The organism is Pseudaquabacterium rugosum, assembly GCF_038066575.1.
GTDB lineage: Bacteria > Pseudomonadota > Gammaproteobacteria > Burkholderiales > Burkholderiaceae_C > Pseudaquabacterium > Pseudaquabacterium rugosum.
The window spans coordinates 190,651-216,594 of record NZ_JBBUTF010000006.1 but is presented as its reverse complement, the minus strand read 5'-3'; the positions used below and the strand labels follow the sequence as shown (position 1 = coordinate 216,594).

The following is a 25,944-nucleotide window of genomic DNA, read 5'->3' as shown; positions in this document are numbered from 1 at the left end:
TCTCGCCTCAGCGCTCCAGGCTGTTGCCGGCCATGCGGATCAGGAAGACCGCCGCGATGTTGGCCAGCACCACCGCGAACAGCGCTCCGGCCGAGGCCACGCCGGCATCGAACTTCAGCAAGGCCTGCTTGAAGATCAGGTAGGCCACGTTGGTGCTGGCATCACCCGGCCCGCCGCCGGTGGTGGTGTGGATCTCGGCGAACACGCTCAGCAGGAAGATCATCTCGATCATCACCACCACCGTGATCGGCCGTGCCAGGTGCGGCAGCACCAGGTGGCGCTGCTGCTGCAGCCAGCGGGCACCGTCCATGCGCGCGGCCTCCATCTGCTCGCGATCCAGGCTCTGCAGCGCGGTCATCAGGATCAGCGTGGCGAAGGGCAACCACTGCCAGCTCACCATCACCACGACCGAGGCCAGCGGATGGTCGGTCAGCCAGTCGACCGGGGCGGCACCGAAGGCCTGCCACACCTGGGCCAGCACGCCGTAGATCGGATTCATCATCATGTTCTTCCACAGCAGCGCGTTGACCGTGGGCATGACGAAGAAGGGCGAGATCAGCAGCACGCGCACGATGCCGCGGCCGGCGAACGGCTCGTGGGTCAGCAAGGCGATCGCGGTGCCACCGACGACGGTGATCCCGATCACGCTGCCCAGCAGCAGCAGGGTGTTGAGCACCGCCGTGGTGAACGACGGATCGGTGGCGAAGTAGAGGAAGTTCTCCAGACCGACGAACGCACGCTGGTCGGGCTGCAGGAGGTTGAACTGGATGACGCTGAAGTACAGCGTCATGCACAGTGGCACGATCATCCACAGGAAGAGCGTGACCACCGCGGGCGCCATGAGCGCACGGGGAAGCAGACGGGTCATCGGAGGATCACGCAGGCGAGTGCGTGCAGCAGGCAAGCGGCGGCTCGACCGGCGGCTGCGGGCCGCCGGTGCCCGCAGCCCGATTCATCAGCGGGTGTAGCCGGCCTTCTTCATCTCGCGCTCGGCCAGGCGCTGGCCGGCCTTCAGCGCATCGGCCACACGGGTCTTGCCGGCCAGGGCCGCGCTGATCTGCTGGCCGACCTCGGTGCCGATGGCCTGGAACTCGGGAATCGCCGCGAACTGCACGCCCTGGTACGGCGACTTGGGCAGCGTGGCATCCCTGACGTCGACCGCCTCGATCGCCTTGAGCTCCATCGCGCCGAACTTCGACACCTTCTGGAACTCCGGATAGGCGTAGGTGGACTTGCGGTTGCCGGTGGGCACCACGATCCAGCCGTCGGTCTCGGCCACCAGCTTCACGTAGTCCTTGGACGTGGCCCAGTTGATGAACTTCTGCGCCGCGGCCTCCTTCTTCGTGCTGGAGGGGATCGCCAGCCCCCAGGACCACGAGAAGCCCGCGCCCTTGTGGGTGACGGCGATCGGTGCGCGCACGAAGGCGATCGTGTCGGCCACCTTGCTGAACTTCGGATCCGACAGCGAGCCGGCCGCGCTGGTGGCGTCGATCCACATGCCGCACTTGCCGGCCGACATGAGGGTCAGGTTCTCGTTGAAGCCGTTGGCCGAGGCTCCGGGCGGGCCGTACTTCTTCATCAGATCGACATAGAAGCCGATGGCGTCATGCCAGGGCTTGCTGTCGACCTGCGGCTTCCAGCCCATGTCGAACCACTGGCCGCCGTGCACGTTGACCAGCGTGGTCAGGAAGGCCATGTTCTCGCCCCAGCTCGGCTTGCCACGCAGGCAGATCCCGTAGAGGCCCTTGGCCGGGTCATGCACCTTGGCCGCGAAGTGCGCGATGTCCTGGTAGGTGGGCTGCTCGGGCAGCGTGATGCCGGCGGCCTTGGCCAGATCACTGCGGTACATGGTGAACGAGCTCTCGCCGTAGAACGGCGCCGAGTACAGCTTGCCCTCGTGCGACATGCCGCCACGGATGCCGGGCAGCAGGTCGTCGATGTCGTAGGCGGCATCCGGCTGGAAGGGCTTGAGCCAGCCGCGCTTGGCCCACAGCGGGGTCTCGTACATGCCGATCGTCATGATGTCGAACTGGCCACCCTGGGTGGCGATGTCCGTCGTCAGACGCTGACGCAGCACCGTCTCCTCCAGCGTCACCCACTTCACCTTGATCTCGGGGTTGGCCTTCTCGAAGACCGGGGTGAGCTTCTGCATCTCGATCATCTGCCGGTTGTTCACCGTGGCGATGACGATCTCGGTGGCGGCCTGTGCGGCGCCGCAGGACAGCAACGCGCAAACACAGGCGATCGCGGTAGGGCGATTCATGGATGTCTCCTGGAAATGTCGGATCCGATGCGGGTCTCATCGGTGAGACGGAATTCTGTGGAGCGCCCTGTCGCGGGCCGATCGGTCCTCGCCGTTTGCTTGTACTTTTTCGCCGCGGCCGCCCGGGGGTTTCCACGGGGCAGACGGATGCCCTGCCGGTCCGCGGAAGATTCAGCCGTCGATCTCCGGATTCACGGCACGTCATTCCGAACCACCTCCAACAGACCAGCACATCCAGCTGAATCTGCCGCACGCAGCGGCCTAGAGTGGTCGCTCAGGAGCCCCCGCCATGACCGACCTGTCCACCCCCCTGACCCCGCCCGATCCCGCCCCGCACCGCCTGCCCGACAGCGATCCGCAGGAGACCGCCGAATGGCGCGATGCGCTGGCCTCGCTGTGCGCGGCGGCCGGGCCGCAGCGCGTGCGCGAGCTGCTGGACCTGCTGGCCGCCGAGGCGCGCGGCCCGGCCATCGGCTGGCAGCCGGCGCTCGGCAGCCCCTACGTCAACACCATCCCGGTCGGGCAGCAGCCGCCGTTTCCGGGCGATCTGGCGCTGGAGGAGCGCCTGGCCTCGCTGATGCGCTGGAACGCGCTGGCGATGGTGGTGCGGGCCAACCAGGCGCATGGCGAGCTGGGCGGCCACATCGCCAGTTATGCGAGTGCGGCCGATCTGTTCGAGGTCGGCTTCAACCACTTCTTCCGCGGCGGGCCGGCACCGCGCAGCGATCTGGTGTTCTACCAGCCGCACTCGGCGCCCGGGGTCTATGCCCGCGCCTTCCTCGAAGGCCGGCTGAGCGAGGCCGATCTGGCCCACTACCGGCAGGAGCTGGCCGGCCCGCGCCAGGGCGCGCGCGGCCTGTCCAGCTATCCGCATCCCTGGCTGATGCCGGACTTCTGGCAGTTCCCGACCGGCTCGATGGGGCTGGGGCCGATCAGCTCGATCTACCAGGCGCGCTTCATGCGTTATCTGCAGCACCGCGGGTTGCTGCAGACGGCCGGGCGCCGGGTCTGGGGCGTGTTCGGCGACGGCGAGATGGACGAGCCCGAGAGCATGAGCGCGCTGACCCTGGCCGCGCGCGAGGGCCTGGACAACCTGGTGTGGGTGGTCAACTGCAATCTGCAGCGGCTGGACGGCCCGGTGCGCGGCAACGGCCGCATCATCGACGAGCTGGAGACGCTGTTCGCCGGTGCGGGCTGGCGGGTGATCAAGCTGGTCTGGGGCTCGGACTGGGACGGGCTGTTCGCACGCGACACCACCGACGCGCTGGCCCGGGCCTTCGCCCGCACCGTCGATGGCCAGCTGCAGACCTTTGCCGCCAAGGATGGACGTTACAACCGCCAGCACTTCTTCGGCCAGGATCCGGCGCTGGCCGCCCTCGTCGAGGGCCTGAGCGACGAGCAGATCGACCGCCTCAAGCGCGGCGGCCATGATCTGGTCAAGATCCACGCCGCCTACCACGCGGCCATCCACACCCGCGGCCAGCCGGTGGTGATCCTGGCGCAGACCAAGAAGGGCTACGGCATGGGCCAGGCCGGCCAGGGCCGCATGACCACGCACCAGCAGAAGAAGCTCGAACGCGAGGACCTGCTGGCCTTCCGTGACCGCTTCGCGCTGCCGCTGAGCGACGAGCAGGCCGCGGGCCTGGCCTTCCTGCGCCCGGAAGCCGACAGCCCCGAGATGCGCCATCTGCACGCGCGCCGTGCCGCCCTCGGCGGCAGCGTGCCGCAGCGCGCGGCCGGCACCGAGCGCCTGCCCGTGCCGCCGCTGGCCGGCTACGGCCAGTTCGCCACCGCGGCCGAGGGCAAGGTGATGAGCACCACCATGGCCTTCGTGCGCCTGCTGACCGGCTTGCTGAAGGACCCGGTGCTGGGCCCGCGCATCGTGCCCATCGTGGCCGACGAGGCGCGCACCTTCGGCATGGCCAACCTGTTCCGCCAGATCGGCATCTACGCCTTCAACGGCCAGCACTACGAGCCCGAGGACATCGGCTCGATGATGAGCTACCGCGAGGCCACCGACGGCCAGATCCTGGAGGAAGGCATCAGCGAGGCCGGTGCCATCAGCAGCTGGACGGCCGCGGCCACCAGCCACGCGGTGCACGGGCTGCCGATGCTGCCGTTCTACATCTACTACGCGATGTTCGGCTTCCAGCGCATCGGCGACCTGATCTGGGCCGCCGCCGACCAGCGCGCCCGCGGCTTCCTGCTGGGCGCGACTGCCGGGCGCACCACGCTCGGCGGCGAGGGCCTGCAGCACCAGGACGGCTCCAGCCTGCTGCAGGCCGCGGCCGTGCCCAACTGCCGCGCCTGGGACCCTTGCTTCGCCGGTGAGGTGGCCGTCATCCTCGACCATGGCATGCGCCAGATGCTGGAGGACCAGGAGGACGTCTTCCACTACCTGACGCTGGTCAACGAGAGCCACGAGCACCCCAGCCTGCCGGCGGGCTGCGAGGCCGATCTGGTGCGTGGGCTCTACCGCTGGGCGGCCTACGGGCCTGACGCCGATCCTGAGGCGCGTGAGACTATGGCCGCGCAGGCGCCCCGCGTGCGCCTCGTCGGCAGCGGGGCCATCCTGCGTGAGGTGATCGCCGCCGGCCAGGAGCTGGCCGCGCACTGGGGCGTGACGGCCGAGGTCTGGAGCGCCACCAGCCATGCCGAGCTCGACCGCGACGCCCGCGAGACCGAGCGCTGGAACCGCCTGCACCCGGCGGCCGAGCCGCGCCGCAGCCACCTCGCGCGCTGCCTGGACGGCGACGCCCCGGTGATCGCCGCCAGCGACTACGTGCGCGCCTGGCCGCAGCTCAGCGGCGTGCACCTGCGCGCGCCCTTCACCGCCCTCGGCACCGACGGCTTCGGCCGCAGCGACACCCGCGCCGAGCTGCGCCGCTTCTTCGAGGTCGACCGCGGCCACATCGTGCTGGCGGCACTGACCGCGCTGCGCGCGCGTGGTCAGGCCCGCGCCGAGGACTGCGCCGCGGCCATCGCCCGCCACGGCATCACGGCGGAGGCGCCGGCGGCCTGGACCGTCTGAGGACGCGCTGCGGCGCGCGGCCTCAGGACACCTCGTCGCCCACCGCGGCGGCCGGCGCCCGGCGCTTCTGGTTGCGCAGCCGGGTGCTGCCGCGGCTGGCCCGCAGCGCCGGCTCGGCCACCGGCTGCTGGCGGGCGAAGTGCTCGCGCAGCTTGGCGCCCTCGGTCAGGTTGTGGGCCTCGGCCAGCTCGGCGGCCCGCGCGGCGTCACCGGCCAGCACAGCCTCGGCCAGCGGGCGGTGCTGCTCCAGGATGGCGGCCGGGCTCTCGACCAGCGCATCGCTGGAGCCGATGCACAGGCGGATCTGGCGCTCGATGGTCTCGTACTGCGTCCGCAGCCGGCCGTTGCCGCACTGGTCGATCAGCGCCTTGTGCAGCGCGAAGTCGGCCTGCGCGATGCGGGCCGCCTGCCCCTGGGCGCAGGCCTGCACCAGCGCCTCGAAAGCCACGCCGAAGCGCTGGCGGCGCTGGGCCTGCGGATGGACGGCCAGCACGCCGGCGGCCAGCCGCTCCAGCGCCGAACGCAGGCTGTAGAGCTCCCACACATCGTCGGCACTCAGCGCGACGACGGTCCAGCCCGTGTAGGGGATGAGCACGGTCAGCCCCTCCTGCAGCAGCTGGTGCAGCGCCGCGCGCACCGTCGCCCGAGAGAGGTCCATCTCGGCGGCCAGCTGGGTCTCGGTGATGCGGCTGCCCGGCGCGATCCGGCCCTCCACGATCGCGTCGCGCAGGGCATCGGCAGCCTGCGCTTCGATCGGCTTCTTGCTGACGGGAGCGATTCCCAGCGACGTCATCCAGTTCTCTCCTGTGCGCACCGACCCCGCGGCGCGGTACGGATTCTGACGGACGCGCCCCGACGGCCTGACCATCATTGTCGACGATTCTGCAAAAGACCCCTGGACATAATTGTCGACAATCGGCGAAGATGACGGCGCGCCAGGACCTTCGTCCCACCGCAGCGCGACGCCGCCCCGGTGGCGTCACCGAATCACCGATCGGCCTGCAGGGCATGCGCGCCCTGTCCGCGGCCGCAGACGCGCCCACCCGATGACCATCGAACAGACGCTGAGCCAGCTCGGCATCGACCTGCCCCGTCCGCCCGTGCCGGGCGGCAACTTCGTGCCGGCCCGCATCGTCGGCCCCTTCCTCTACATCTCCGGTCAGGTGCCGGCCATCAATGGCCAGGACTTCCACACCGGCAAGGTGGGCGCCGGCATCACGCTGGAGCAGGCACAGGACGCCGCACGCCTGTGCGCGATCAACATCCTGGCGCAGGCCAAGGCGGCACTCGGCGGCGATCTGCAGCGCCTGCGCTCGTGCATCCGCCTGGGCGGCTTCGTCAACGCGGCCCCTGACTTTGACCAGCATCCGAAGGTGATCAACGGCGCGTCCGACCTGATCGGCCAGGTGATGGGCGAGGCCGGCCGCCATGTGCGCGTGGCCGTGGGCTGCAACTCGCTGCCGCGCAACCTGGCCGTCGAGATCGAGGCCCTGTTCGAGATCGACCCGGCCGCCTGAGCGGCCGCACGCGCCTCGGCCCCTGACCGGAGTCCCCTCATGAAGAAGATACGCAACGCCCCGCAGATCATCGACGCCGGCCACGCCGCCTCGCGCCAGCTGGTGCTCGACATCGCTGACGCCACGCTGCAGCGGCTGGACAGCTACGAACGCATCAAGAGCATCATGCGGCTGGAAGGCGATGTGCTGCACATCGGCCAGCGCCACTGGAACCTGCGCGAGAAGCGCAACATCTACCTGTTTGGCGCCGGCAAGGCCTGCAACCACATGGCCATGGCGGTGGACCATGTGCTGGGTGACCGGCTCACGCGCGGCATCGCCATCGTCAAGGTCCCTGAGGCGTCTGACCGCTTCAACAAGACCGAGGTCTTTGTGGGCGGCCATCCGCTGCCCAATGCAGAAGGCCACCGCGCCTCGCAGGAGATCATCCGCGTGGTCGAGCAGGCGGGGCCTGAAGACCTGTTCATCGTGGTCATCAGCGGCGGCAGCTCGGCGCTGATGTCTTGCCCGCGCGAGGGCATCACGCTGCAGGACGAGATTGACGCCACCGATGTGCTGCTGAAATCCGGCGCCGGCATCTACGAGGTGAACGCGGTGCGCCGTCACATCTCGGCGCTGAACGGCGGCATGCTGGCCCAGCGCATCCAGGATGTGGGCGCCGAGCTGATCGGCATCGGCATCAGCGACGCGGTGGCCACGCCGGCCACCGGCGACATCGGTGTGCCGTACACAGCCTACAAGAGCACGCCCATCGGCCCCGATGCCACCACGCTGGACGACGCCCGCGCGGTGATCGTCAACTTCAACCTGGCCGACCGGCTGCCCCAGCGCGTGGTGAGCTACCTGCGCAACGCCGGCCCAGAGGCCGAGACGCCCAAGGCCTTTCCCAACAACACCTACTTCCTGCTGAACACGCTGCCCGATTCGTGCAGCTATGCCAAGCAGGCCTGTGAGGCGCTGGGCCTGCCGGCGCTGGTGCTCACGTCCTTCCTGGAAGGTGAGAGCCGCGATGCGGGCACCTTCATGGCCTCACTGGCGCGCGAGATCCAGGCCTACGGCAACCCGATCAAGCCGCCCTGCGTGCTGCTGAGCGCGGGCGAGGTCACCACGCTGATCGAGGACAACGCCGTCATCAAGGGCCATGGCGGCCCCGGCCAGGAGATGGCGGCCAGCTTTGCCATTGCTGCGGCCAAGGCGCCGGGCGCCTGCCTGCTGTCCATCGACAGCGAGGGCACCGACGGCACCACCCGCGTGGCCGGTGGCATCACCGATTCCACCAGCCTGAAGGCCGCCACCGCCAAGGGCATCAACCTGCACCAGGCGCTGCGCGAGCACAGCTGCTTCGAGGCGCTGGACGCCATAGGCGCCACGGTGTTCACCGGCAACACGGGCACCAACCTGTGTGACCTGAACATCCTTTATGTCCCAGCCCTCGTGCCGGTGCTGGAAGGGGCCGCCAAGTGAGCACGCCCACGCAGAACGACGCCATCGTCTCGGTGCGCGCCCAGCAGATCATTGACTGCAAGTGCCGCCCGGCGGTGGAGGTGGTGGTGCGCACCGCCAGCGGCGCGGTGGGCCGCGGTGCGGCGCCCACCGGCACCTCGGTGGGCATGCACGAGGCCTATGTGCTGCGCGATGGCGACCCCAGCAGCTACCAGGGCCTGAGCGTTCACAAGGCCGTGCGCCATGTGAACGAGGACATCGCCCAGGCCATCACTGGCCTGAACGTGTTTGACCAGCGCGGCATTGACCAGCGCATGATCGAGCTGGACGGCACGCCCGACAAGCGCCGCCTGGGTGGCAACGCGATCTACTCGGCATCCATCGCGGTGTTTCGCGCGGCGGCCGATGCGCGGCGCATCCCGCTGTATGAGCACCTGGCCGGCGGCCCCATCGCCACCGTGCCGGTGCCGTGCTTCAACGTCATCAACGGCGGCAAGTACGCGGGCCACACGCAGGCGTTCAATGAATTCCTGATCGTGCCCTATGGCACCGACACCGTGGACCACGCGGTGGAAATGGCCGTGGCCATCTTCCACAAGCTCAGTGAGGTGATCACCGCCCACACCGGCAAGAAGCCCGAGGTGGCCAGCTCGTATGGCTATGCCGCGCCGTCGGATGACCCCGAGGTGTTGCTGGACCTGATGCAGCGCGCCATCGATCAATGCGGCCTGAGCGGACGCGTCGCTTTCGCGTTGGACTGCGCATCGAGTGAGTTCTACGACGCCGCCACGCGCACCTACCTGCTCAAGGGCCAGCGCGTCAGCAGCGCCCAGCTGATCGACTACGCGCGCCAGCTGACCGAGAAGTACCCCATGGTCTTCATCGAAGACCTGCTGGATGAGAACGACTGGGACGGCTACCAGACCGCGGTCAAGGCCATCCCGCGCACGCTGATCCTGGGCGATGACCTCACGGTCACGAAGCTGGCCTTCCTGGAGAAGGCGCACACGATGAAGGCCGTGCACGGCTTCGTGCTCAAGCCCAACCAGGTGGGCACCATCACCGAGGCGCTGGACGCCTACGCCTTTGCAAACAGCCACCAGTTGATCGCCGTGCCCTCGGGCCGCTCAGGCGGCGTGGTGGACGACGTGGTGATGGACCTCTCGGTGGGCCTGCAGGTGCCGTTCCAGAAGAACGGCGCGCCGCGCTCGGGCGAGCGCATCGAGAAGCTCAATTTCCTGATGCGCGCCAGCGCGCAGTACCCCGGCTGCCGGCTCCACGACATCCGGCCGCTGTTGCGCTTTGCCTGAGGGCTGCGCGGCACGGATCCCACGACCCCAACATCACGACCGAGGACCCCAGACCATGAGCACCAAGATCGATTTCACCTACCTGTCCGAGCCCGACATGATTGCCGCCGGCGTGATGGACGCCGCCCGCTGCGTCGAGGTGTGCGAGGAAACCTTCAGCCTGCTGGGCAAGGGCGACTACCTGATGGGCGGCGCCAACCACAACAGCCACGGCATGAACATCGTGTTCCCCAAGGAAACGAAGTTCCCCAACATGCCGGTGGCCGGCCCCGACCGCCGCTTTGCCGCCATGCCCGGCTACCTGGGCGGCCGCTTCGATGTGTGCGGCAACAAGTGGTACGGGTCGAACCACGGCAACATCCCGAAGGGCCTGCCGCGCTCCATCCTGACCATGATGCTCAACGACAAGGACACCGGCGCGCCGCTGGCCCTGATGTCGGCCAACCTGCTGAGCGCGGCGCGCACCGGCGCCGTGCCGGGTGCCGCGGCCAAGCACCTGGCCAACAAGAACTCCAAGACCCTGTCGGTGGTGGGCTGCGGCCCGATCAACAAGGCCTGTTTCGAGGCCATCATCACGCAGCTGCCGGCCATCGAGAAGGTGGTGTGCCTGGCGTTGCACCAGGAGCAGGCCGACGCCTTTGCTGACTGGGTCCGGGACAGCCACGGCATTGCCGCCATCGGCACGGTCGATGCCGAAGCGGCTTTCCGCGACATGGATGTCATCACCCTCTGCGTGTCGCGCGGCAAGCCGCTGACCTTCAAGGACGAGTGGATCAAGCCCGGCGCCACGCTGCTGGTGTCGGGCCCGGTGCAGCCCGAGGACGCGTTCCTCACCAACTGCCGCATCGTCTACGACCACACGCCGCTGCACGAGAACTACGTGGAAGACGCCATCGCCTCCGGCAACAAGGACGGCTACTACAGCAGCGTGATCGGCGGTCCGCTCTATCGCCTGATTGACGCGGGCAAGCTGCCGGCGCTGAAGGACTCCACCGGCCTGGGCGACGTGGTCAACGGCGTGAAGCAAGGCCGCACCAGCCCCAGCGACCGCGTGATCTTCATCGCCTGCGGCATGTCGGTGTTCGACATCAGCTGGGGCTTCGAGGTGCTGCAGACCGCCCGCGAGAAGGGCATCGGCCAGAGCCTGAACCTCTGGGACCAGCCCGCGCAAGGCTGACACACCATGACGATGGAACAACTCCCCGCCGCCGATGCGCTGTCGTACGTGGGCCAAGACGCCGACAGCGCCTGGTCCACCTACCTCAAGCAGGTGGACCGGGTCACACCGTACCTGGGCCACCTGTCGAAGTGGATCGACTCGCTCAAGCGCCCCAAGCGCACGCTGATCGTCGACGTGCCGATCGAGATGGACGATGGCAGCGTGCGGCACTTCGAGGGCTATCGCGTGCAGCACAGCCTGTCGCGCGGGCCGGGTAAGGGCGGCATCCGCTTTCATCCGCAGGTCACGCTCGACGAGGTGATGGCGCTGTCGGCCTGGATGACGATCAAGACCGCCGCCGTGGGCCTGCCCTTCGGCGGCGCCAAGGGCGGCATCCGCGTCGATCCCAAGCAGTTGTCGCAGGGCGAGCTGGAGCGCATGACCCGCCGCTACACCAGCGAGATCGGCGTCATCATCGGGCCACAGCGCGACATCCCGGCGCCGGACGTGAACACCAACGGGCAGATCATGGCCTGGATGATGGACACCTACTCGATGAACACCGGCGCCACCGCCACCGGCGTGGTCACCGGCAAGCCGGTGCATCTGGGTGGCAGCCTGGGCCGCGTCAAGGCCACCGGCCGCGGCGTGTTCGTCACCGGCACCGAGGCCGCGCGCCGCATCGGCCTGGACATCGTAGGCGCCCGCGTGGCCGTGCAGGGTTTGGGCAATGTGGGCGGCACGGCGGCCGAGCTGTTCACGCATGCCGGCAGCGTGGTGGTGGCCGTGCAAGACCACACCGGCACGGTGTTTGCGCCCGAGGGCTTCAACATCGAGCAGGCCCTGGCCATCGTGCAGCGTGAAGGGGGCATCGCCGGCTACGCCAAGCTGCCGGGCGCCGAGCGGGTGGACAACGAGCGCTTCTGGGACGCCGATGTCGACATCCTGATCCCGGCCGCCCTGGAAGGCCAGATCGACGAGGCCCGCGCCCGCCGCATCCGCGCCAAGCTGGTGCTGGAAGGCGCCAACGGCCCCACGCTGTCAGGTGCAGACGACGTGCTGGCCGAGCGCGGCGTGATGGTGGTGCCCGACGTGATCTGCAACGCCGGCGGCGTGACCGTGAGCTACTTCGAGTGGGTGCAGGACTTCTCCAGCTTCTTCTGGACCGAGGACGAGATCAACGCCCGCCTGGAAAAGATCATGCGCGAAGCCTTCGTGCACATCTGGAACACGGCAGCCCAGCACCGGGTCAGCCTGCGCACCGCCACCTTCATCGTGGCGTGTGAGCGCATCCTGATGGCGCGGGCGGAGCGGGGGATCTATCCCTGAGTGAGGCCGGGGCTGAGCGGCGGTCAGGATATTATCGCCAAGGGCGATAATATGTCTTTATCGCTGATGGCGATCAAATCAAGATATCGCCAAAGCCGATACGATGCATGTGTCGTGCATTGGCGATCGTGCCACTCTGCCGCCCCAGCCATGAAGCAACTGCTCTCCGTGCCCAGCCAGGTGGGCCAGGTCCTTCGCGCTACGCGCAAAGCCGCCAAGCTCAGCCAGAAGGATCTGGCCGCCCGGCTGGGCCTCAGCCAGAACCGCCTGTCCGAGTTGGAGACCGATCCGGGCACGATGCGGGTTGACCAGCTTCTGGCCGTTCTGGCCGCGCTGGGTATGGAATTGCAGGTGCAGCCGCGGGGCGGCGAGCAGGCGGCCCGCGGTGATGGTGCTGGCGGGGCGGAGGGCTCGCCGACCACTGACAAGCAGGAGTGGTGAGCATGGGCCGCCCCACTCGCACCCGTGCACTCTCCGTCTGGGCCAACGGTGAGCGGGTGGGTACCTGGACGCTGCCCGCGCGCGGTGACATGGCGTTCGTCTATGACGCGCAGTGGATGGCCTCCGATGCCGGGCGGCCCTTGTCGCTGTCGCTGCCCTTCACGGGCGCACAGGCCTTGCGCGGTGCTCCGGTCAGTCACTACTTCGAGAACCTGCTGCCCGACAGCGAACCGATCCGCAGGCGCCTGGCCACCCGGTTCAAGACCGACACGCTGGAGGCCTTCGACCTGCTGCAGGCCGTCGGCCGCGATTGCGTGGGTGCCATCCAGCTCCTGGGGGCTGACGAGTCGCCGATCAACGTGCAGCGCATCGAGGGCGCGGCGCTGACCGAGAACGAGGTGGAGGCGTTGCTGCTGCTGGCAACCGGCCAGGGCGCAGGCCCAGGCACGCCCCCGGGGATGGACGATGACGACAACTTCCGCCTCTCGCTGGCCGGTGCGCAGGAAAAGACGGCGCTGCTGTGGCACCAGGGCCAGTGGATGCGCCCCCACGGCGCCACGCCCACCACGCACATCCTGAAGCTGCCCATGGGGCTCATCGGCGCGCGCCAGGCTGATTTCGGCTCCTCGGTGGAAAACGAGTGGCTGTGCATGGAGCTGCTGCGCGAGCTGGGCCTGCCGGTGGCCCGGACCGCCATGCTGCAGTTCGGCGGGCAGAAGGTGCTCGCGGTCGAGCGCTTCGACCGGCAGTTGCACTCGTCCGGCACCTGGCTGCTGCGGCTTCCGCAGGAGGACTTCTGCCAGGCCACCGGCACGGCGCCGCACCGCAAGTACGAATCGGATGGCGGGCCCGGCATCGCCGACATCACCCGGGTGCTCGCCGGCTCGGTGAATGCGGAGGCCGACCTCAAGACCTTTCTCAAGTCGCAGCTGCTGTTCTGGATGATGGCGGCCCCGGACGGCCACGCCAAGAACTTCAGCCTGCGCATCCTGCCGCGCGGCCGTTACGCGCTCACGCCGCTGTACGACGTGATGTCGATCTGGCCCGTGGAAGGCAAGGGCGCCGCTCAGTTCTCCTGGCACAAGGCCAGGCTGGCCATGGCGCTGCACGGCAAGAACCGGCATGACCGGTTCAAGGACGTCCAGCGCCGCCACTTCAACGCCACAGCTGCCCGGTTCTTCCAGCGCGACAGTGCGGAGGATGTCATCGAGGACGTGCTGAACAGCCTGGAGCACGCCATCACCGCCGTCACCGCCCGACTGCCTGCCGGCTATCCGGAACGGGTGGCGACGACCGTCTTCAAGGGGCTGCGGCGGACGGCGCAGTTGCTGGGTCAGACGGCCTGATCCGCCCCGGCCTGCCACGCGGACGCACACGGCGGGCAGGTCGGGCCGTGGTGATGGACCCGTGGCATCAGAGCGGCATCACCATGTCGTGCCATGCCATGCCGCCGTGATCGGAGTCGGAGGGCTTCACATAACGGAAGCCTTGGCGGGCATACAGCCCGACGTGACGCTCCTTGCACATCAGGTGGATGGTCTTCTTTCCAGCCTGCCGCATCTGGGCGACGAAGTGCCGCATCAACGTGCCGGCATGGCCTCGCCCCTGGAAGGCCGGATCGATGACGACCGACATGATGACGACGTTCGGCGCCGCGGGATCGTGCCCGACGAGCTCCTTGAACGCCTCGTCGGACAGGACAACGGTGTCCGCACATCCGCTGTTGATGAAGCCGATGACCCGGCCATCCAGCTCCATCACCAGGAAGCCCGCCGGATACTCGGCAATGCGTTTGCGGATCTTGGGCAAGGTGGCGGCCTCATCGCCCTCGTAGGCCGTGCTTTCGATCTCGAAGCAGCGCTCGGCATCCTGGGGTACGGCAAGGCGATGGATCGGATCGGGCATCGTCGAGAGGCGCCAGGGCGCCCGGTGAGTGGTGAACGGGCGCATGCTACGCAACGCGCGCCATGCATATCGTGCATTTGCTTCATTGCATACTGCACACCATGCACGCCCATCTTCGCCGGCTGGACCTCAATCTTCTCCTGGTGTTCGAGGCCCTCCACCGGTGTGGGAGCGTGGTCACCGCGGCCGCGGACCTGTCGATGAGTGCCTCCGCGTTCAGTCATGCGCTGACACGGCTGCGTGGCGCCTTGAGCGACGAGTTGTTCGTCCGGGATGGAAGTGTGATGCGCCCGACGGCACGGGCCGAGGCGCTGGCCGCCGGCATTGCGCAAGCCTTGCAGCTGCTGACCGACCACATCGGCGATGCGAGAACGTTCGACCCGGGCTCCTCGGCCCAGACCTTTGTCTTCGCGGCCACCGACTTCACCAGCTTCGCCCTGTTGCCAGAGCTGATCGCCCGGGTGGAGCGACTGGCGCCCGGGGTCAGGCTCCAGGTCCTCCCGTCGCTGAGCGGCAACGCGCTGGATGACCTGGCGGCCGGCGCCCATTTTTTCCTGGGGTTCTCGGACGATGGGGAGCTGCCGTCGGCCGGTGTGGCCTGCCTGACGGGCCCTGTCGCCGACTATGTCGTCGCCGCGAGAAGGGGGCATCCCCGGATCGGCGCCAGGCTGGACCTGGAGACGTATCTTCGGGAACGGCATGTCGTCGTCCGGCCCTGGAAAGGCACGCGCAGCGTCATCGATACGGCCTTGGCCACCCGGGCATTGACGCGCGACGTCGCGGTTGAACTGCCCAGCGTGATGGCCGCCCCGTTCATCGTCGGCCACTCCGACCTGCTCATCACCTTGCCTCGTCTGGCCGCGATGCGCCTGGCGGACTCAGCCCGCGTGGATCTCCACGAGCTGCCGATCACCTCACCGACCTACACCCCGACCGCGTGCTTCCACAGCAGGCACATGAATGCAGGGTGGCATCGCTGGATGCGTGAGCTCTTGAGAGCGGTGCTCAGCGGCGAAGCCGCTCCGCTCGCGCGATCACGCCCAAGATCGACGAAATGAGGGGCGTGGCCACCCGCCGGACGCGCGGCGCCGGGCGGCCGCACCTGGTATGGGGATGGCGCGCCCCGCCCCATCCGCGATCGCGTCAGCGCGAGAACTCCTCCAACGTGAACCCGTGCGCATACGGCTGCGTGTCGTCCACGTAGTGCTCGCCACGGCCGGTGATCCACGCACGGCCTTCCACGCTGGGCAGCACGGCGTCCAGACCGCTCTTCAGGCGCGTCACGTCTTCCACGCGGCCGATGAAGAAGCTGTCGATGATGCTCTCGTGCTTGAAGATCTCGCCGGGCTTCAGCAGGCCGCGCGCATGGCGCTGGGCCACGCGGGCCGAGGTGCCGGTACCGCAGGGTGAGCGGTCGACGATCTGGTCGCCCGAGATGACCACGCCGCGGGCATGCGAGTCGGCCGCCGTGGGCTTGCCGGACCACATGCAGTGCTTGACGCCGCGGATCTTGGCGTTGTCGGGATGCACCACGTCCAGCGTCTCGTTGACGATGCGCTGCACGGTGCGGCCCATGTCCAGCAGCTGGGCGGTGCTGAAGTGCTCGGCGCCGGGGAAGTTCTCCTGCACCTCGACGATGGGGTAGAAGTTGCCGCCGTAGGCGATGTCGACCACCAGACGGCCCAGTTGAGGGTGCTGCAGTTCGAAGTCCCTGTGCAGCAGGAAGCTGGGCACGTTGGTGAAGCGCACTGATGTCACGCGCTTGGCCGTCTGGGTGTAGCGGGCCACCACCTGGCCGGCGGGCACGTCCACCACCACGGTGCCGGGCGTGCGGGGCTGGACCAGGCCGCTCTCGATGGCGAAGGTGACCGAGCCGATGGTGGCATGGCCGCACATCGGCAGGTTGCCGGTGGTCTCCCAGAACAGCAGGGCGAAGTCGGCGTTGTCGTTCAGCGGCGGGTACAGCATGGTGCCCGACATCTGGCCGTGGCCCCTCGGTTCGAGCGCCAGGGAGCGTCGCATCCAGTCGAACTGTTCGGTGAAATGCAGGCGCCGGTCGTTCAGGGTCTCGCCGACCAGATCGGGCGCGCCGCCGATCACCATGCGCACCGGCATGCCTTCGGTGTGGCCCTCGATGCAGGAGAAGGTGAATTCAGCCATGGATGTCGTGGAAACGTTGCGATGGAAGGCGTGGCGGGCGCAGAACCTGTCTGCGCCCGCGCGGGCTGCATGCGAGATGCCTGACCCGAGGAATCAGCGTCTTACTGGGTCTGCTTCAGCGACAGCTTGACCGCGGCCTTCACCAGGCGATCGACCTCGCCGCTCTTGAGCTGATCGGCCAGATAGGCGTTGAACTGGGCGACATCGGCCTCGGGCTGCTCCTTGCGCACGCCGAAGGCGATCCACTGCGGCGCCAGCTTGGGCTCCGGGTTCATCGCGACCGCCCAGTCCGGCTGGGCAGCCAGCAGCAGGGCGTTGGTGCCGGTGTCGTCCGCCAGCAGGTCCGCGCGCTTGGACATCAGGGCCAGACGGGTCTCGTCGAAGCCCGGCAGGCGCATGATGGTCGCGTTCTTCAGTGCCGCGGTCGCCGACTTGTCCTGCACCGTGCCCGACATCACCGCCACCGTGACGCCCGGCTTGTCGATGTCGGCCAGGCTCTTGGGCACGGTCTTGAACTTCGGGTTCTTCTTGTTGTAGACGAAGTTGACGCTGTACTCGACTGCGCCCTGCGAGAACGAGATCGCCTTGCGGCGCTCGGGCGTGTCGTTCAGCGACAGCGACAGGTCCCACTTGTTGGACTGCAGGCCGGCGACGATGTTGTCCCAGGTGGTGTTGACGAACTCGACCTTGACCTTCAGCACCTTCTCGCCGAAGTTGCGGCACAGGTCGGCGAACAGGCCGTCGTGGGAATCGGTCTTGGGATCGTGGATGGTCCAGGGCGGCGAGGCGGCGAAGCCACAGCGCAGGACGCCGGCCTTGCGCACGTCCTGCCAGGTGGTGGCGTTCTGGGCCTGGACCTGGGTGGCCATCAGCAGGGTGGTGACGGTGGCAGCGCCGAGGATGGCGCGTTGCATGAACTTCGAAACTGCGGACATTGATCGAACCTCAATGGAATGTTTTCAAGACAAGCACTTCATCTGACCATCGGTGCGCACCGGTCGGCGCCCACCGCTTCCACGCCGGAGCCCTGCGCTACCGGTCTGATCCCCTCCTCTGCACGATGCCCCTCCCCGCCGGTGCGCCGGCATGTTGAAGATCAATCCGGTTGCGAGGCATAGGCCAGGTAGGCCGAACGCGCCAGCCAGCCACAGTCGATGGGCAGGACCACGCCGGTGATGGCGGCGGCCTGGTCCGAGCACAGGAAGGCGATGGCGGCGGCCACCTCGGCCGGCTGCACGAAGCGCGGCAGCGCCGACTGGCGGTAGACCGCCTGCGGATCACGCTGGCCGCTGTCGATGCGGGCCTGCATGGCCGGCGTCAGCGTGTAGCCCGGGGCCACGGCATTGACGCGCACGCCCTGGGCGCCGCATTCGGCGGCCATCACCTCGGTCAGCGTCTTCACGCCGACCTTCGACAGGGCGTAGCCGATCTGCGCCGAGGCGCGGAAGGTGGTCAGCGAGCACAGGTTGACGATGGCGCCGCGGCCGGCCTCGCACATGGCCCGGCCGATGGCCTTGGACATCAGCAGCGTGCCACGCACATTGACCTCGTAGAGCCGGTCAACCTCCTTCACGTCGGCCTGCAGCACGCGCACCGCGTTCTGCAGGATGCCGCCGGAGTTGACCAGGATGTCGGGCGTGCCGTGGCACGTCAGCACCTCGGCCACGAAGGCCTCCACGGCGGCTTCCTGTGACACGTCGACGCGGTGGAAATGGGCGCTGACGCCCGAACTGCGGAGCTCGGCCTCGATGGCCGTGCCCCGTTCGTCATTGAGGTCGACGATGACCACGGCGCAGCCGTCGCCGGCCAGGCGGCGCACCGCGGCTTCGCCGATGCCGCTGGCGCCGCCCGTGACCACGGCCAGGCGTGGGGTGTTGCTCATGATGTTCCTTGCAGTGGGGCCGCCCGCTCTGGCGCGGCCGTCCGGTGATCCGCTCAGGCCGCCAGTTGCTGGCGGCGGCGGGCCGTGGCCTCGCGGTCGATGCGGCCATCGGCCGCCATCACCACACCGTGCCGGGCCTGGGCGAAGGCGGCGCTGACCTTGCCGTTGCGCAGGTCACCTTCCAGCAGGTCCAGGTCGCGTTCCAGCGGCTGGCCGTAGCCGCCGCCGCCGGCCTGCTCGTGGCGGATGACGGCGCCGCGCTCCAGGTTCATCGTGAACTTGCTGGGCGCCACGGTGGCCTCGGCCGCGGGGTTCAGCACGTTGCGCGACGGCGCACCGTTCTGGCCGCCGAACAGGCCATAGGGCGCGTGGTCGGCGCGGTCAGAGCGCACCTGGGCCACCACGTTGTCGGCCAGCAGCTTGTACTGGCGCACCAGGCCCATGCCGCCGCGGTAGCGGCCGGCGCCGCCCGAGTCGTTGCGGAAGCCGTACTCCTCCATCAGGATGGGGTAGCGCGCCTCCAGCGTCTCGATGGGCATGTTGGACATGTTCTGCGACGGGTTGGTCACGCCTTCCACGCCGTCCTTGTTGGCGCGGCCGCCCCAGCAGCCGTTGATCATGTCCACCAGGATGAAGGGCTCGCTGGCGCCGGGCGCATAGCCGCTGAGCGCGATCACGGTGTTGCCGCCTTCGCCGGCCGCCATCACCTTGTCGGGCGTGATCTTGGACAGCGCGCCGAACACGCAGTCCACCACGCGGTAGCCGGTGAGTGCGCGGGCCGCCACCGGGGCCGGCAAACGCGGGTTCAGGATGGAGCCTTCGGGCGCGGTGATGTCGATGCAGCGGTAGACGCCGGCGTTGTTGGGCACATCGGCCTGCAGCACGCAGCGCACGCTGAGGTAGGTGGCCGACTTCACGAACGACAGCGTGGAGTTGATGGCGCCCTTGACCTGCGGCGACGAGCCGACGAAGTCCACGCTCAGCTGGTCACCCTTGACGGTGATGGCGCACTGGATGGGGATGGGCTCGGGGCTGAAGCCGTCGTTGTCGATGTAGTCGGTGAAGCTGTAGGTGCCATCGGGCCAGGCGGCGATGGCCTGGCGGGTCAGGCGCTCGCCGTAGTCCAGCAGCTCGTCGAAGTACAGGTGCAGGTCCTGCTCGCCATAGCGCTTGATCAGGCGCAGCAGCTCGCGCTCGCCGATGTTGCAGGTGGCCAGCTGCGCATCCAGGTCGCCCAGCACCAGGTCGGGCAGGCGCACGTTCTTGCGGATGATGTTGATCAGCGTCTCGTTGGGCTCGCCGCGGCTGTAGAGCTTGGTGGGCGGAATGCGCAGGCCTTCCTGGAAGATCTCGGTCGAGTCGGCGGCGTTGGAGCCCGGCACGCGGCCGCCCACGTCGCAATGGTGGGCGATGACCACCGAGAAGCCCTGCAGCCGCTCTTCATGGAAGATGGGCTTGAACATGAAGATGTCCGGCAGGTGCATGCCGCCTTCGTACGGATCGTTCAGGATGATCACGTCGCCCGGGCGGCAGCCGGCGGCGTATTGGCTGATGATCACGTCGATGGCATCGGGCACGGCGCCCAGGTGCAGGGCCACGGTCTTGGCCTGGGCCAGGATGCGGCCCTTGGCGTCGCACATGGTGACCGAGTAGTCGAGCACGTCACGGATGATGGGCGAGCGCGCGGTGCGCATCACCGCGAAGGCCATGTCGTCGACGATGGTGTCGAGGGCGTTCTTCACCACCGCGAAGGTGATGGGATCGACGGTGCGTTGGGTCATGGGATCAGCTCCGGGAATCTCAGGCGGTGGTGGCGGTCGAGGTGGCAATCACGCAGCCCAGCGCATCGGCGCTGACGCGCCAGCCCGGCGGGATCACGATGGTGGTGTCGGTGCTCTCCAGGATCACCGGGCCGTTCATCTCGTTGTCCAGCAGGGCACGCGAGATCACCGGCGTGTCCACCCAGCCGCTCTGGCGGTTGAAGTACACGCGGCGCGTGCCGCGCTGGTGCTGGGCGGTCTTGGCGGCGGTGCTGCGGATGTCCTTGAAGTCCAGCGTCTTGGTGGCGATGCCGCGGGCCAGCAGGCGCAGGTTGGCGCACTCCACCGCATCCTGGGATGCGTAGCCGTACATCGCGGTGTAGGCCGCGACAAAGCCTTGGCGCAGCGCCTCCTTGGCCGAGGCGTCCACCACCTCGGGCAGGCGCACGGGGATCTCGTAGTCCTGGCCCTTGAAGCGCATGTCCAGGTGGAACTGGTACTCGATGCGGTCGGCCGAATAGCCTTCGTCGGCCAGCGCGGCGCGGGCGTCCTCGCGCATGGCTTGCACCTTGGCCGACAGCGCGGCCACGTCCAGCGTGTCCAGCAGGTCCAGCGAGGGGCGCACGAAGTAGCGCTCCACCGCGCCGGCCAGCATGCCCATGGCGGTGAACACGCCCGGTGCGGCCGGGAACACCACGCGCTTCATGTCGAGTGCGCGGGCCAGGTCACAGGCATGCACCGGGCCTGAGCCGCCAAAGGCCACCAGGGTGAAGTCGCGCGGGTCCACGCCACGTTCCACCGTCACGGCCTTGATGGTGCGGGCCATGTTGACGTTGACGATCTCGCGGATGCCGACGGCGGCTTCCTCGATGCCGATCTTCAGCGGCCGGGCCAACTGGGCATCGATGGCGGCGCGGGCGGCGTCGATCTTGAGTTCCATGGTGCCGCCGGCCAGCTTCTGCGGCAGGAAGCCCAGCACGGCGTTGGCATCGGTCACCGTGGGGCGCTCGCCGCCGATGCCGTAGCACACCGGGCCGGGGAAGGCGCCAGCCGAGACCGGGCCCACATTGAGCAGGCCGCCGGCGTCCAGCCAGGCGATGGAGCCGGCGCCGCTGCCGACCTCGGCCACGTCCACCGTGGGCACGCGCATCATGTAGCCGCCGGCCTTGATGAAGCGGCTGGGCGTGGAGATGCCGGCGCGGAACTCGTACTCGTTGGTGCGGGCCAGCTGGCCCTCATGGATCAGCGAGGCCGAGGCCGTGGTGCCGCCCATGTCGAACACCACCAGTTCCTTGTCGTTCTGCGCCTCGCCCAGGCGGCCGGCACCGACCACGCCTGCCGAGCGACCTGAGGAGATGAAGAACACCGGCACGTCCTGCGCCATGCGGGCGCTCGACAGGCCGCCGTTGGAGTTGCTCACCAGCAGCGGCGCCTGCACGCCAATGCTCTTGAGGCCCGACTCCAGGCGGGTCAGGTAGGTGCGCAGGGCGGGCAGCACATAGGCATTGACCACGGTGGTGGAGGTGCGCTCGTATTCGCGCATCTCGGGCAGCACCTGGATCGACGCGGTGACGCTGATCTCGGGGAAGGCCTCTTCAAAGGCCTTCAGCGCGGCCGCCTCATTGGCGCCGTTCTTGTACGAGTTCAGGAAGCAGATGGCCACAGATTCGATGCCCTCGGCGCGGAAGAACTCGCCGGCCTTCAGCACCTCGTCAATCGGGGTGGGCACGAGCACCTCGCCGTCGGCCTTCACGCGCTCGTTGATCTCGATGCGGTAGCGGCGCTCGGCCAGCGGCACGGGCTTGTCCCAGGTGAGATCGAACATCGACGGCGTGCGCACGCGGCCGATCTCCAGCACGTCTCGGAAGCCCTGGGTGGTGAGCAGGCCGCACTTGGCGCCCACCTTCTGCAGCATGGTGTTCGAGCCCACCGTGGTGCCGTGCAGCACCTCGGCCACATCGGCCGTGGTCAGGCCGGCCATGTCGAGGATGCGCTGCACGCCGGTGAGCACGGCCTCCTCCGGGGCGGCCGGGGTCGACGAGACCTTGGTGAAGCTGACCTGACCGCGGTCGTCGAGCAGAACGAGGTCGGTGAAGGTGCCGCCGATGTCGACGCCAATGCGCGCGCTTGCCATGTGTGTGTTCCGTTCAGTGAGTCGCCGTGCGACTTCGGTCGATTGACAGGCCCATCCCGGGAGCGAGAGCTGGCCCGGCCCGGCTCGCACATCCCGTGCGCCGCGCCTCCGCAGATCTGCATCCGGTCCACCCGGACCTGTTCTTGCCGATCAGCCTGCACATATTGTCGACAAACGAACGACCAAGTCAACAGGCCATCGATTCGGGGTTCTCCCTTGCTGCAAGGGTTTTTTGGCTGCATCCAACGAATCCGTACAGGAGCCATGGTCACTCTTCTTGACCGTGAACGCACGATGCCCATAAGCTTGTCGACATTGAGTCGACCCTATCGGTCGGCGACTCCGGCCCACACCGGGCCAGCCCCTTCACCCCCAGCCCCGCACCCCGCCATGCCCATCATCCAGGTCCAGATGCTGACCGGCCGCAGCCACGCCCAGAAGCAGGAGCTCTCCGACGTCCTGACCCGCGAGACCGCGCGGATCACCCGCTGCGCGGCCGAGGACATCCAGATCGTCATCACCGAGGTGCCGCGTGCCAACTGGGCCCTCGGCGGCAAGCTGGGCGAGCCGGCCGCACAACCGGCGGGCTGACACCCCGCGCCCCCGAGGCGCAGACCAGGATCCGCGTCGCCCAAGACAAACGGCCCGCCACCCCTTGCAGGGTGGCGGGCCGTCGGCATGAGGATCACCGCGGGAGGGCCGCGGCGCCGGGTCCGGCGCTGCGCGTCAGCGCTCGCGTGAGCCCGGCGAGTAGGTGAGCGGAATGCCTGCGGTGATGTTGCGGTCCAGGAACTCCATGAAGCGCCCCTTGAACTGCTCGGCATGCTCGTGGGCGAAGCGCTCTGCGCGATCGGCATCGCGCATCTCGATGGCGCGCACGATCTCGGTGTGGTCGCTGGCCATCTCCTGGACATTGACGTCAGGCTCGCTCGCCTTGTACTCGAAGTGCAGGTGCAGCATGCGGCGCCCCTCCTCCAGCAGGCGGCGGTAGAGCTCCTCGAAATAGGCGTTGCGTCCGGTGCGCGCGATGGTCATGTGGAACTCGTAGTTCATCTCGATCATCGGCAGGCTGTCACCGGTCTTCAGGCTGGTGGCGATGCCGCGCTCATAGGCCTTCTGCGCCTCCCGGATGCGCACCAGATCGTCCTGCGTGCGGTGCAGGGCGGCCAGGCGCGTGGTCACCCGCTGCAGCAGATCGAGGGCATCGAGGAATTCGGGCACCCGCGCGAAGTCCATCGGCGCGACCATCGTGGTGCGGTTGGCCAGCGTGGTGATCAGGCCCTCGGCCGACAGGCGCGCCAGCGCCTCGCGGATCGGCGAGCGCGACATGTCGAAGCGCTCGGCCAGGCCGGCCTCGTCCAGCGCCGCACCGGGCGGCAGCTTCATCGTCAGGATCTCGTTCCTGAGCACCACGTAGACGCGCGTCGCGCTGGTCTCCCTGACCTTGTCCTGACCACTGTCCTCTGCTGCCGGCTTCGCCATGCCTGTTCCCTTGTTGACGGATGACGTGTGCGCACCGGACCGCCCTGTCGGCCGGAATGAGCGGAGGGGCTCGGACAGGGCTTCCTGCATGCGACAACGATGTCGACATTATGCCGATCATCTGCCGTATGCAGCCCGGAATCACCCGCTCTGGTGCACCGGATGGCGCAGCGGGCCTCATCGTGGCGCACGGCCGCACCAGACCGGCGCCGACCCGCCTGGATCAGGCTCGCAGCGTCGGTTTTCAGGGAAAGCGAGCATGGGAAGAGGCGGCAACGCGCATTGCAGGATGGGCGGCAATCTTCAATAATGGATTCTGTCGACAAAATGTCGAGCTTGGCCCGAAGATTGCGAACAGCCGGTCAGCGAAGCGCACGGTGCCCCGTCCGCCCGCCACACCGACCCGGTCCACGCCACGGCCCGGCCTCCCGTGATCGGCCCCCTGCGGTGCCCATGCCCGCGCGCCGCCCCTGACCCTTCCACCGAGTGCATGCGCCGCGCCGTCAGGGCGCGACGCACACCCCCCGGTGAGGGCCCGGCGTCGACGCGGTGCAGGAGCCCCCGTCAGGCGCAGGTCACCGCGATCGACCGGTTCTCAGCCCAGGAAACATCCGCCATGTCCTCTCGCCTCAGCATTGCCCCCGTGACGCCTCTCAGTACGGCGGCCGCCGCGCCCGCCCCTGGCGACTTCGTCCAGTTCCGCGACGTGGTGAAGTCCTACGGTGAGCACATCGTCGTGATGGACCGGCTGAGCCTGGACATGCGCGCCGACGACCGCCTGGTGATGATCGGCCCCAGCGGCAGCGGCAAGAGCTCGCTGCTGCGCGTGATGATGGGCCTGGAGAGCATCCAGGGCGGCCACATCAGCTTCCAGGGCAAGCCCTACATCTCGCCCGAGGGCCAGGGTGGCAAGCAGATCGATGCGCCGCTGCAGAAGCAGATCGGCATGGTGTTCCAGCACTACACGCTGTTTCCGCACCTGTCGGTGCTGGGCAACCTGATCCTGGCGCCGATGAAGGTGCGCGGCCTGGGCAAGGCCGAGGCCACCGAGCGTGCCCGCATGTACCTGGCGCGCCTGGGGCTGGAAAACAAGCTGCACGCCTGGCCCAGCCAGCTCTCGGGTGGCCAGAAGCAGCGCGTGGCGATCGCCCGTGCCCTCATGCTGGAGCCCAGCCTGATGCTGTTCGACGAGGTGACCTCGGCGCTCGACCCCGAGATGGTGATCGAGGTGCAGAACGTGATGCTGCAGCTGGCCGAACAGAAGATGGCCATGATCATCGTCACCCACGACATGCACTTCGCCCGCGACATCGCCACACGGGTGGTGTTCTGCACCGCCGGCAAGGTGGTCGAGCAGGGACCACCGGCCCAGATCTTCAAGTGCCCGAAGGAAGCGCGCACCCGCGAGTTCCTGGAAAAGGTCCTCCATCTCGACTGAGGCGCATGTCATGAGCTACACCTTCGACTTCAGCTTCCTCGAGAACAGCGCGCCCCGGCTGCTGGAAGGCCTCGGCGTCACCCTCCAGCTGGCGGTGGCCGCCAACGTGATGGGCCTGGTCCTGGGCTTCCTGCTGTGCCTGGCGGTGATGAGCCCGTGGGCCCTGCTGCGCTGGCCGGCGCAGCTGTTCATCGAGTTCTTCCGCTGCACACCGGCGCTGCTGCAGATCGTCTGGTTCTTCTACTGCATCCCGATGGTGTTCGATGTCTTCATCGACCCCATCCCGCTGGGCGTGCTGGCGCTCGGCCTGAACCTGACGGCCTTCAACGCCGAAGCGTACCGGGCCGGCGTGCAGGCGGTCCCCCGCGAACATCTGGATGCCAGCACGGCGCTCGGACTCAAGCCCTGGCAACGCACCCTGCACGTGGTGCTGCCGCAGGCGCTGCGCAACGCCACGCCGGTGCTGATGACCAACGGCATCGGCACGCTGCAGCAGAGCGCGCTGGTGGCCATCGTCGCCATTGCCGACCTGATGTACGTCGCCAAGACCCTGGCCACCGAGGCCTACCGCCCGCTGGAGACCTACTCGGTCGTGGCGCTCATCTACTTCGCGGTGTCGCTGCCGATCGCACGCATCGCCCATCTCGTCGAGCGTCGCCAGGACGCGGCGATGACACGCTGAGGAGCGCC

22 protein-coding genes are annotated in these 25,944 nt (G+C 68.3%); 12 read left to right on the top strand and 10 right to left on the bottom strand.

Going from position 1 to position 25,944, the window contains the following annotated elements; translation table 11 throughout:
* Positions 1–7: 7 nt before the first annotated feature.
* Both AACH11_RS08305 and AACH11_RS08300 read right to left on the bottom strand, forming a co-directional pair.
* On the bottom strand, positions 8–868 hold the full coding sequence (locus AACH11_RS08305) for a carbohydrate ABC transporter permease (protein WP_341373747.1): 861 nt from the start codon (positions 866–868) through the stop codon (positions 8–10).
* 87 nt (positions 869–955) lie between these two features.
* Positions 956–2,263 (bottom strand): ABC transporter substrate-binding protein, encoded by a 1,308-nt coding sequence (locus AACH11_RS08300; protein ID WP_341373746.1) that lies wholly within the window; start codon positions 2,261–2,263, stop codon positions 956–958.
* Between the two features lie 289 nt (positions 2,264–2,552).
* On the opposite strand from AACH11_RS08300, the gene mdeB reads away from it, so the two are divergent.
* Complete coding sequence (gene mdeB, locus AACH11_RS08295; RefSeq protein WP_341373745.1) at positions 2,553–5,294, top strand: alpha-ketoglutarate dehydrogenase; 2,742 nt, start codon at positions 2,553–2,555, stop codon at positions 5,292–5,294.
* 22 nt (positions 5,295–5,316) lie between these two features.
* Here mdeB and AACH11_RS08290 read toward each other — a convergent pair whose 3' ends face one another.
* Complete coding sequence (locus AACH11_RS08290) at positions 5,317–6,087, bottom strand: GntR family transcriptional regulator (protein ID WP_341373744.1); 771 nt, start codon at positions 6,085–6,087, stop codon at positions 5,317–5,319.
* Between the two features lie 253 nt (positions 6,088–6,340).
* Between AACH11_RS08290 and AACH11_RS08285 the strand changes: the two genes are divergently transcribed.
* From AACH11_RS08285 to AACH11_RS08255, 7 genes are all read left to right on the top strand, one after another.
* The gene (locus tag AACH11_RS08285) at positions 6,341–6,811 is read left to right on the top strand and encodes a RidA family protein (protein ID WP_341373743.1); all 471 of its coding nucleotides are present in this window, start codon (positions 6,341–6,343) and stop codon (positions 6,809–6,811) included.
* 39 nt (positions 6,812–6,850) lie between these two features.
* Positions 6,851–8,275 carry a glycerate kinase type-2 family protein gene (locus AACH11_RS08280; protein WP_341373742.1) on the top strand — a complete coding sequence of 475 codons (1,425 nt, stop codon included), beginning with the start codon at positions 6,851–6,853 and terminating at the stop codon, positions 8,273–8,275.
* Complete coding sequence (eno, locus tag AACH11_RS08275; RefSeq protein ID WP_341373741.1) at positions 8,272–9,564, top strand: phosphopyruvate hydratase; 1,293 nt, start codon at positions 8,272–8,274, stop codon at positions 9,562–9,564. The genes AACH11_RS08280 and eno overlap by 4 nt, the downstream gene beginning before the upstream one ends.
* A 55-nt stretch (positions 9,565–9,619) precedes the next feature.
* Positions 9,620–10,741 carry a tyramine oxidase subunit B gene (locus tag AACH11_RS08270; RefSeq protein ID WP_341373740.1) on the top strand — a complete coding sequence of 374 codons (1,122 nt, stop codon included), beginning with the start codon at positions 9,620–9,622 and terminating at the stop codon, positions 10,739–10,741.
* Positions 10,742–10,753: 12 nt separating this feature from the next.
* Entirely contained in the window at positions 10,754–12,052 is a 1,299-nt protein-coding gene (locus AACH11_RS08265) for a Glu/Leu/Phe/Val family dehydrogenase (RefSeq protein ID WP_341373739.1), read from the top strand.
* Between the two features lie 150 nt (positions 12,053–12,202).
* Positions 12,203–12,493: a helix-turn-helix domain-containing protein gene (locus AACH11_RS08260; protein ID WP_341373738.1), complete on the top strand. Its 291-nt coding sequence runs from the start codon at positions 12,203–12,205 to the stop codon at positions 12,491–12,493.
* A 2-nt stretch (positions 12,494–12,495) separates the two neighbouring features.
* Positions 12,496–13,839: a type II toxin-antitoxin system HipA family toxin gene (locus AACH11_RS08255; RefSeq protein WP_341373737.1), complete on the top strand. Its 1,344-nt coding sequence runs from the start codon at positions 12,496–12,498 to the stop codon at positions 13,837–13,839.
* Positions 13,840–13,906: 67 nt separating this feature from the next.
* Here AACH11_RS08255 and AACH11_RS08250 read toward each other — a convergent pair whose 3' ends face one another.
* Positions 13,907–14,398, bottom strand: a complete 492-nt coding sequence (locus AACH11_RS08250; RefSeq protein ID WP_341373736.1) for a GNAT family N-acetyltransferase — start codon at positions 14,396–14,398, stop codon at positions 13,907–13,909.
* 101 nt (positions 14,399–14,499) lie between these two features.
* On the opposite strand from AACH11_RS08250, the gene AACH11_RS08245 reads away from it, so the two are divergent.
* Positions 14,500–15,456 (top strand): LysR family transcriptional regulator, encoded by a 957-nt coding sequence (locus AACH11_RS08245; RefSeq protein WP_341373735.1) that lies wholly within the window; start codon positions 14,500–14,502, stop codon positions 15,454–15,456.
* Between the two features lie 85 nt (positions 15,457–15,541).
* Here AACH11_RS08245 and AACH11_RS08240 read toward each other — a convergent pair whose 3' ends face one another.
* The 5 genes from AACH11_RS08240 to AACH11_RS08220 all read right to left on the bottom strand — a co-directional run bounded on the left by AACH11_RS08240 (position 15,542) and on the right by AACH11_RS08220 (position 22,334).
* Entirely contained in the window at positions 15,542–16,558 is a 1,017-nt protein-coding gene (locus AACH11_RS08240) for a 4-hydroxyproline epimerase (RefSeq protein ID WP_341373734.1), read from the bottom strand.
* A gap of 101 nt (positions 16,559–16,659) precedes the next feature.
* Complete coding sequence (locus tag AACH11_RS08235) at positions 16,660–17,493, bottom strand: substrate-binding periplasmic protein (protein WP_341373733.1); 834 nt, start codon at positions 17,491–17,493, stop codon at positions 16,660–16,662.
* A 161-nt stretch (positions 17,494–17,654) separates the two neighbouring features.
* On the bottom strand, positions 17,655–18,440 hold the full coding sequence (locus tag AACH11_RS08230; protein ID WP_341373732.1) for an SDR family NAD(P)-dependent oxidoreductase: 786 nt from the start codon (positions 18,438–18,440) through the stop codon (positions 17,655–17,657).
* Between the two features lie 53 nt (positions 18,441–18,493).
* Entirely contained in the window at positions 18,494–20,221 is a 1,728-nt protein-coding gene (locus AACH11_RS08225; RefSeq protein ID WP_341373731.1) for a hydantoinase B/oxoprolinase family protein, read from the bottom strand.
* A gap of 19 nt (positions 20,222–20,240) precedes the next feature.
* Positions 20,241–22,334 (bottom strand): hydantoinase/oxoprolinase family protein, encoded by a 2,094-nt coding sequence (locus AACH11_RS08220; protein ID WP_341373730.1) that lies wholly within the window; start codon positions 22,332–22,334, stop codon positions 20,241–20,243.
* Between the two features lie 390 nt (positions 22,335–22,724).
* On the opposite strand from AACH11_RS08220, the gene AACH11_RS08215 reads away from it, so the two are divergent.
* Positions 22,725–22,925, top strand: a complete 201-nt coding sequence (locus AACH11_RS08215) for a tautomerase family protein (RefSeq protein WP_341373729.1) — start codon at positions 22,725–22,727, stop codon at positions 22,923–22,925.
* A gap of 135 nt (positions 22,926–23,060) precedes the next feature.
* Here AACH11_RS08215 and AACH11_RS08210 read toward each other — a convergent pair whose 3' ends face one another.
* The gene (locus AACH11_RS08210) at positions 23,061–23,816 is read right to left on the bottom strand and encodes a GntR family transcriptional regulator (RefSeq protein ID WP_341373728.1); all 756 of its coding nucleotides are present in this window, start codon (positions 23,814–23,816) and stop codon (positions 23,061–23,063) included.
* 616 nt (positions 23,817–24,432) lie between these two features.
* Here AACH11_RS08210 and AACH11_RS08205 point away from each other — a divergent pair.
* Together AACH11_RS08205 and AACH11_RS08200 are read left to right on the top strand one after the other, a co-directional pair.
* Positions 24,433–25,254 (top strand): amino acid ABC transporter ATP-binding protein, encoded by an 822-nt coding sequence (locus AACH11_RS08205; protein WP_423228706.1) that lies wholly within the window; start codon positions 24,433–24,435, stop codon positions 25,252–25,254.
* A 10-nt stretch (positions 25,255–25,264) separates the two neighbouring features.
* Positions 25,265–25,936 carry an amino acid ABC transporter permease gene (locus AACH11_RS08200; RefSeq protein WP_341373726.1) on the top strand — a complete coding sequence of 224 codons (672 nt, stop codon included), beginning with the start codon at positions 25,265–25,267 and terminating at the stop codon, positions 25,934–25,936.
* Positions 25,937–25,944: the final 8 nt, after the last annotated feature.

Bases quoted from the DNA above. Each gene is read 5' to 3' on its own strand.
- AACH11_RS08305 (WP_341373747.1), bottom strand. From the start codon at position 868: ATGACCCGTCTGCTTCCCCGTGCGCTCATGGCGCCCGCGGTGGTCACG.
- AACH11_RS08300 (WP_341373746.1), bottom strand. From the start codon at position 2,263: ATGAATCGCCCTACCGCGATCGCCTGTGTTTGCGCGTTGCTGTCCTGC.
- mdeB (WP_341373745.1), top strand. From the start codon at position 2,553: ATGACCGACCTGTCCACCCCCCTGACCCCGCCCGATCCCGCCCCGCAC.
- AACH11_RS08290 (WP_341373744.1), bottom strand. From the start codon at position 6,087: ATGACGTCGCTGGGAATCGCTCCCGTCAGCAAGAAGCCGATCGAAGCG.
- AACH11_RS08285 (WP_341373743.1), top strand. From the start codon at position 6,341: ATGACCATCGAACAGACGCTGAGCCAGCTCGGCATCGACCTGCCCCGT.
- AACH11_RS08280 (WP_341373742.1), top strand. From the start codon at position 6,851: ATGAAGAAGATACGCAACGCCCCGCAGATCATCGACGCCGGCCACGCC.
- AACH11_RS08270 (WP_341373740.1), top strand. From the start codon at position 9,620: ATGAGCACCAAGATCGATTTCACCTACCTGTCCGAGCCCGACATGATT.
- AACH11_RS08265 (WP_341373739.1), top strand. From the start codon at position 10,754: ATGGAACAACTCCCCGCCGCCGATGCGCTGTCGTACGTGGGCCAAGAC.
- AACH11_RS08260 (WP_341373738.1), top strand. From the start codon at position 12,203: ATGAAGCAACTGCTCTCCGTGCCCAGCCAGGTGGGCCAGGTCCTTCGC.
- AACH11_RS08255 (WP_341373737.1), top strand. From the start codon at position 12,496: ATGGGCCGCCCCACTCGCACCCGTGCACTCTCCGTCTGGGCCAACGGT.
- AACH11_RS08250 (WP_341373736.1), bottom strand. From the start codon at position 14,398: ATGCCCGATCCGATCCATCGCCTTGCCGTACCCCAGGATGCCGAGCGC.
- AACH11_RS08245 (WP_341373735.1), top strand. From the start codon at position 14,500: ATGCACGCCCATCTTCGCCGGCTGGACCTCAATCTTCTCCTGGTGTTC.
- AACH11_RS08240 (WP_341373734.1), bottom strand. From the start codon at position 16,558: ATGGCTGAATTCACCTTCTCCTGCATCGAGGGCCACACCGAAGGCATG.
- AACH11_RS08235 (WP_341373733.1), bottom strand. From the start codon at position 17,493: ATGTCCGCAGTTTCGAAGTTCATGCAACGCGCCATCCTCGGCGCTGCC.
- AACH11_RS08230 (WP_341373732.1), bottom strand. From the start codon at position 18,440: ATGAGCAACACCCCACGCCTGGCCGTGGTCACGGGCGGCGCCAGCGGC.
- AACH11_RS08225 (WP_341373731.1), bottom strand. From the start codon at position 20,221: ATGACCCAACGCACCGTCGATCCCATCACCTTCGCGGTGGTGAAGAAC.
- AACH11_RS08220 (WP_341373730.1), bottom strand. From the start codon at position 22,334: ATGGCAAGCGCGCGCATTGGCGTCGACATCGGCGGCACCTTCACCGAC.
- AACH11_RS08215 (WP_341373729.1), top strand. From the start codon at position 22,725: ATGCCCATCATCCAGGTCCAGATGCTGACCGGCCGCAGCCACGCCCAG.
- AACH11_RS08210 (WP_341373728.1), bottom strand. From the start codon at position 23,816: ATGGCGAAGCCGGCAGCAGAGGACAGTGGTCAGGACAAGGTCAGGGAG.
- AACH11_RS08205 (WP_423228706.1), top strand. From the start codon at position 24,433: ATGTCCTCTCGCCTCAGCATTGCCCCCGTGACGCCTCTCAGTACGGCG.
- AACH11_RS08200 (WP_341373726.1), top strand. From the start codon at position 25,265: ATGAGCTACACCTTCGACTTCAGCTTCCTCGAGAACAGCGCGCCCCGG.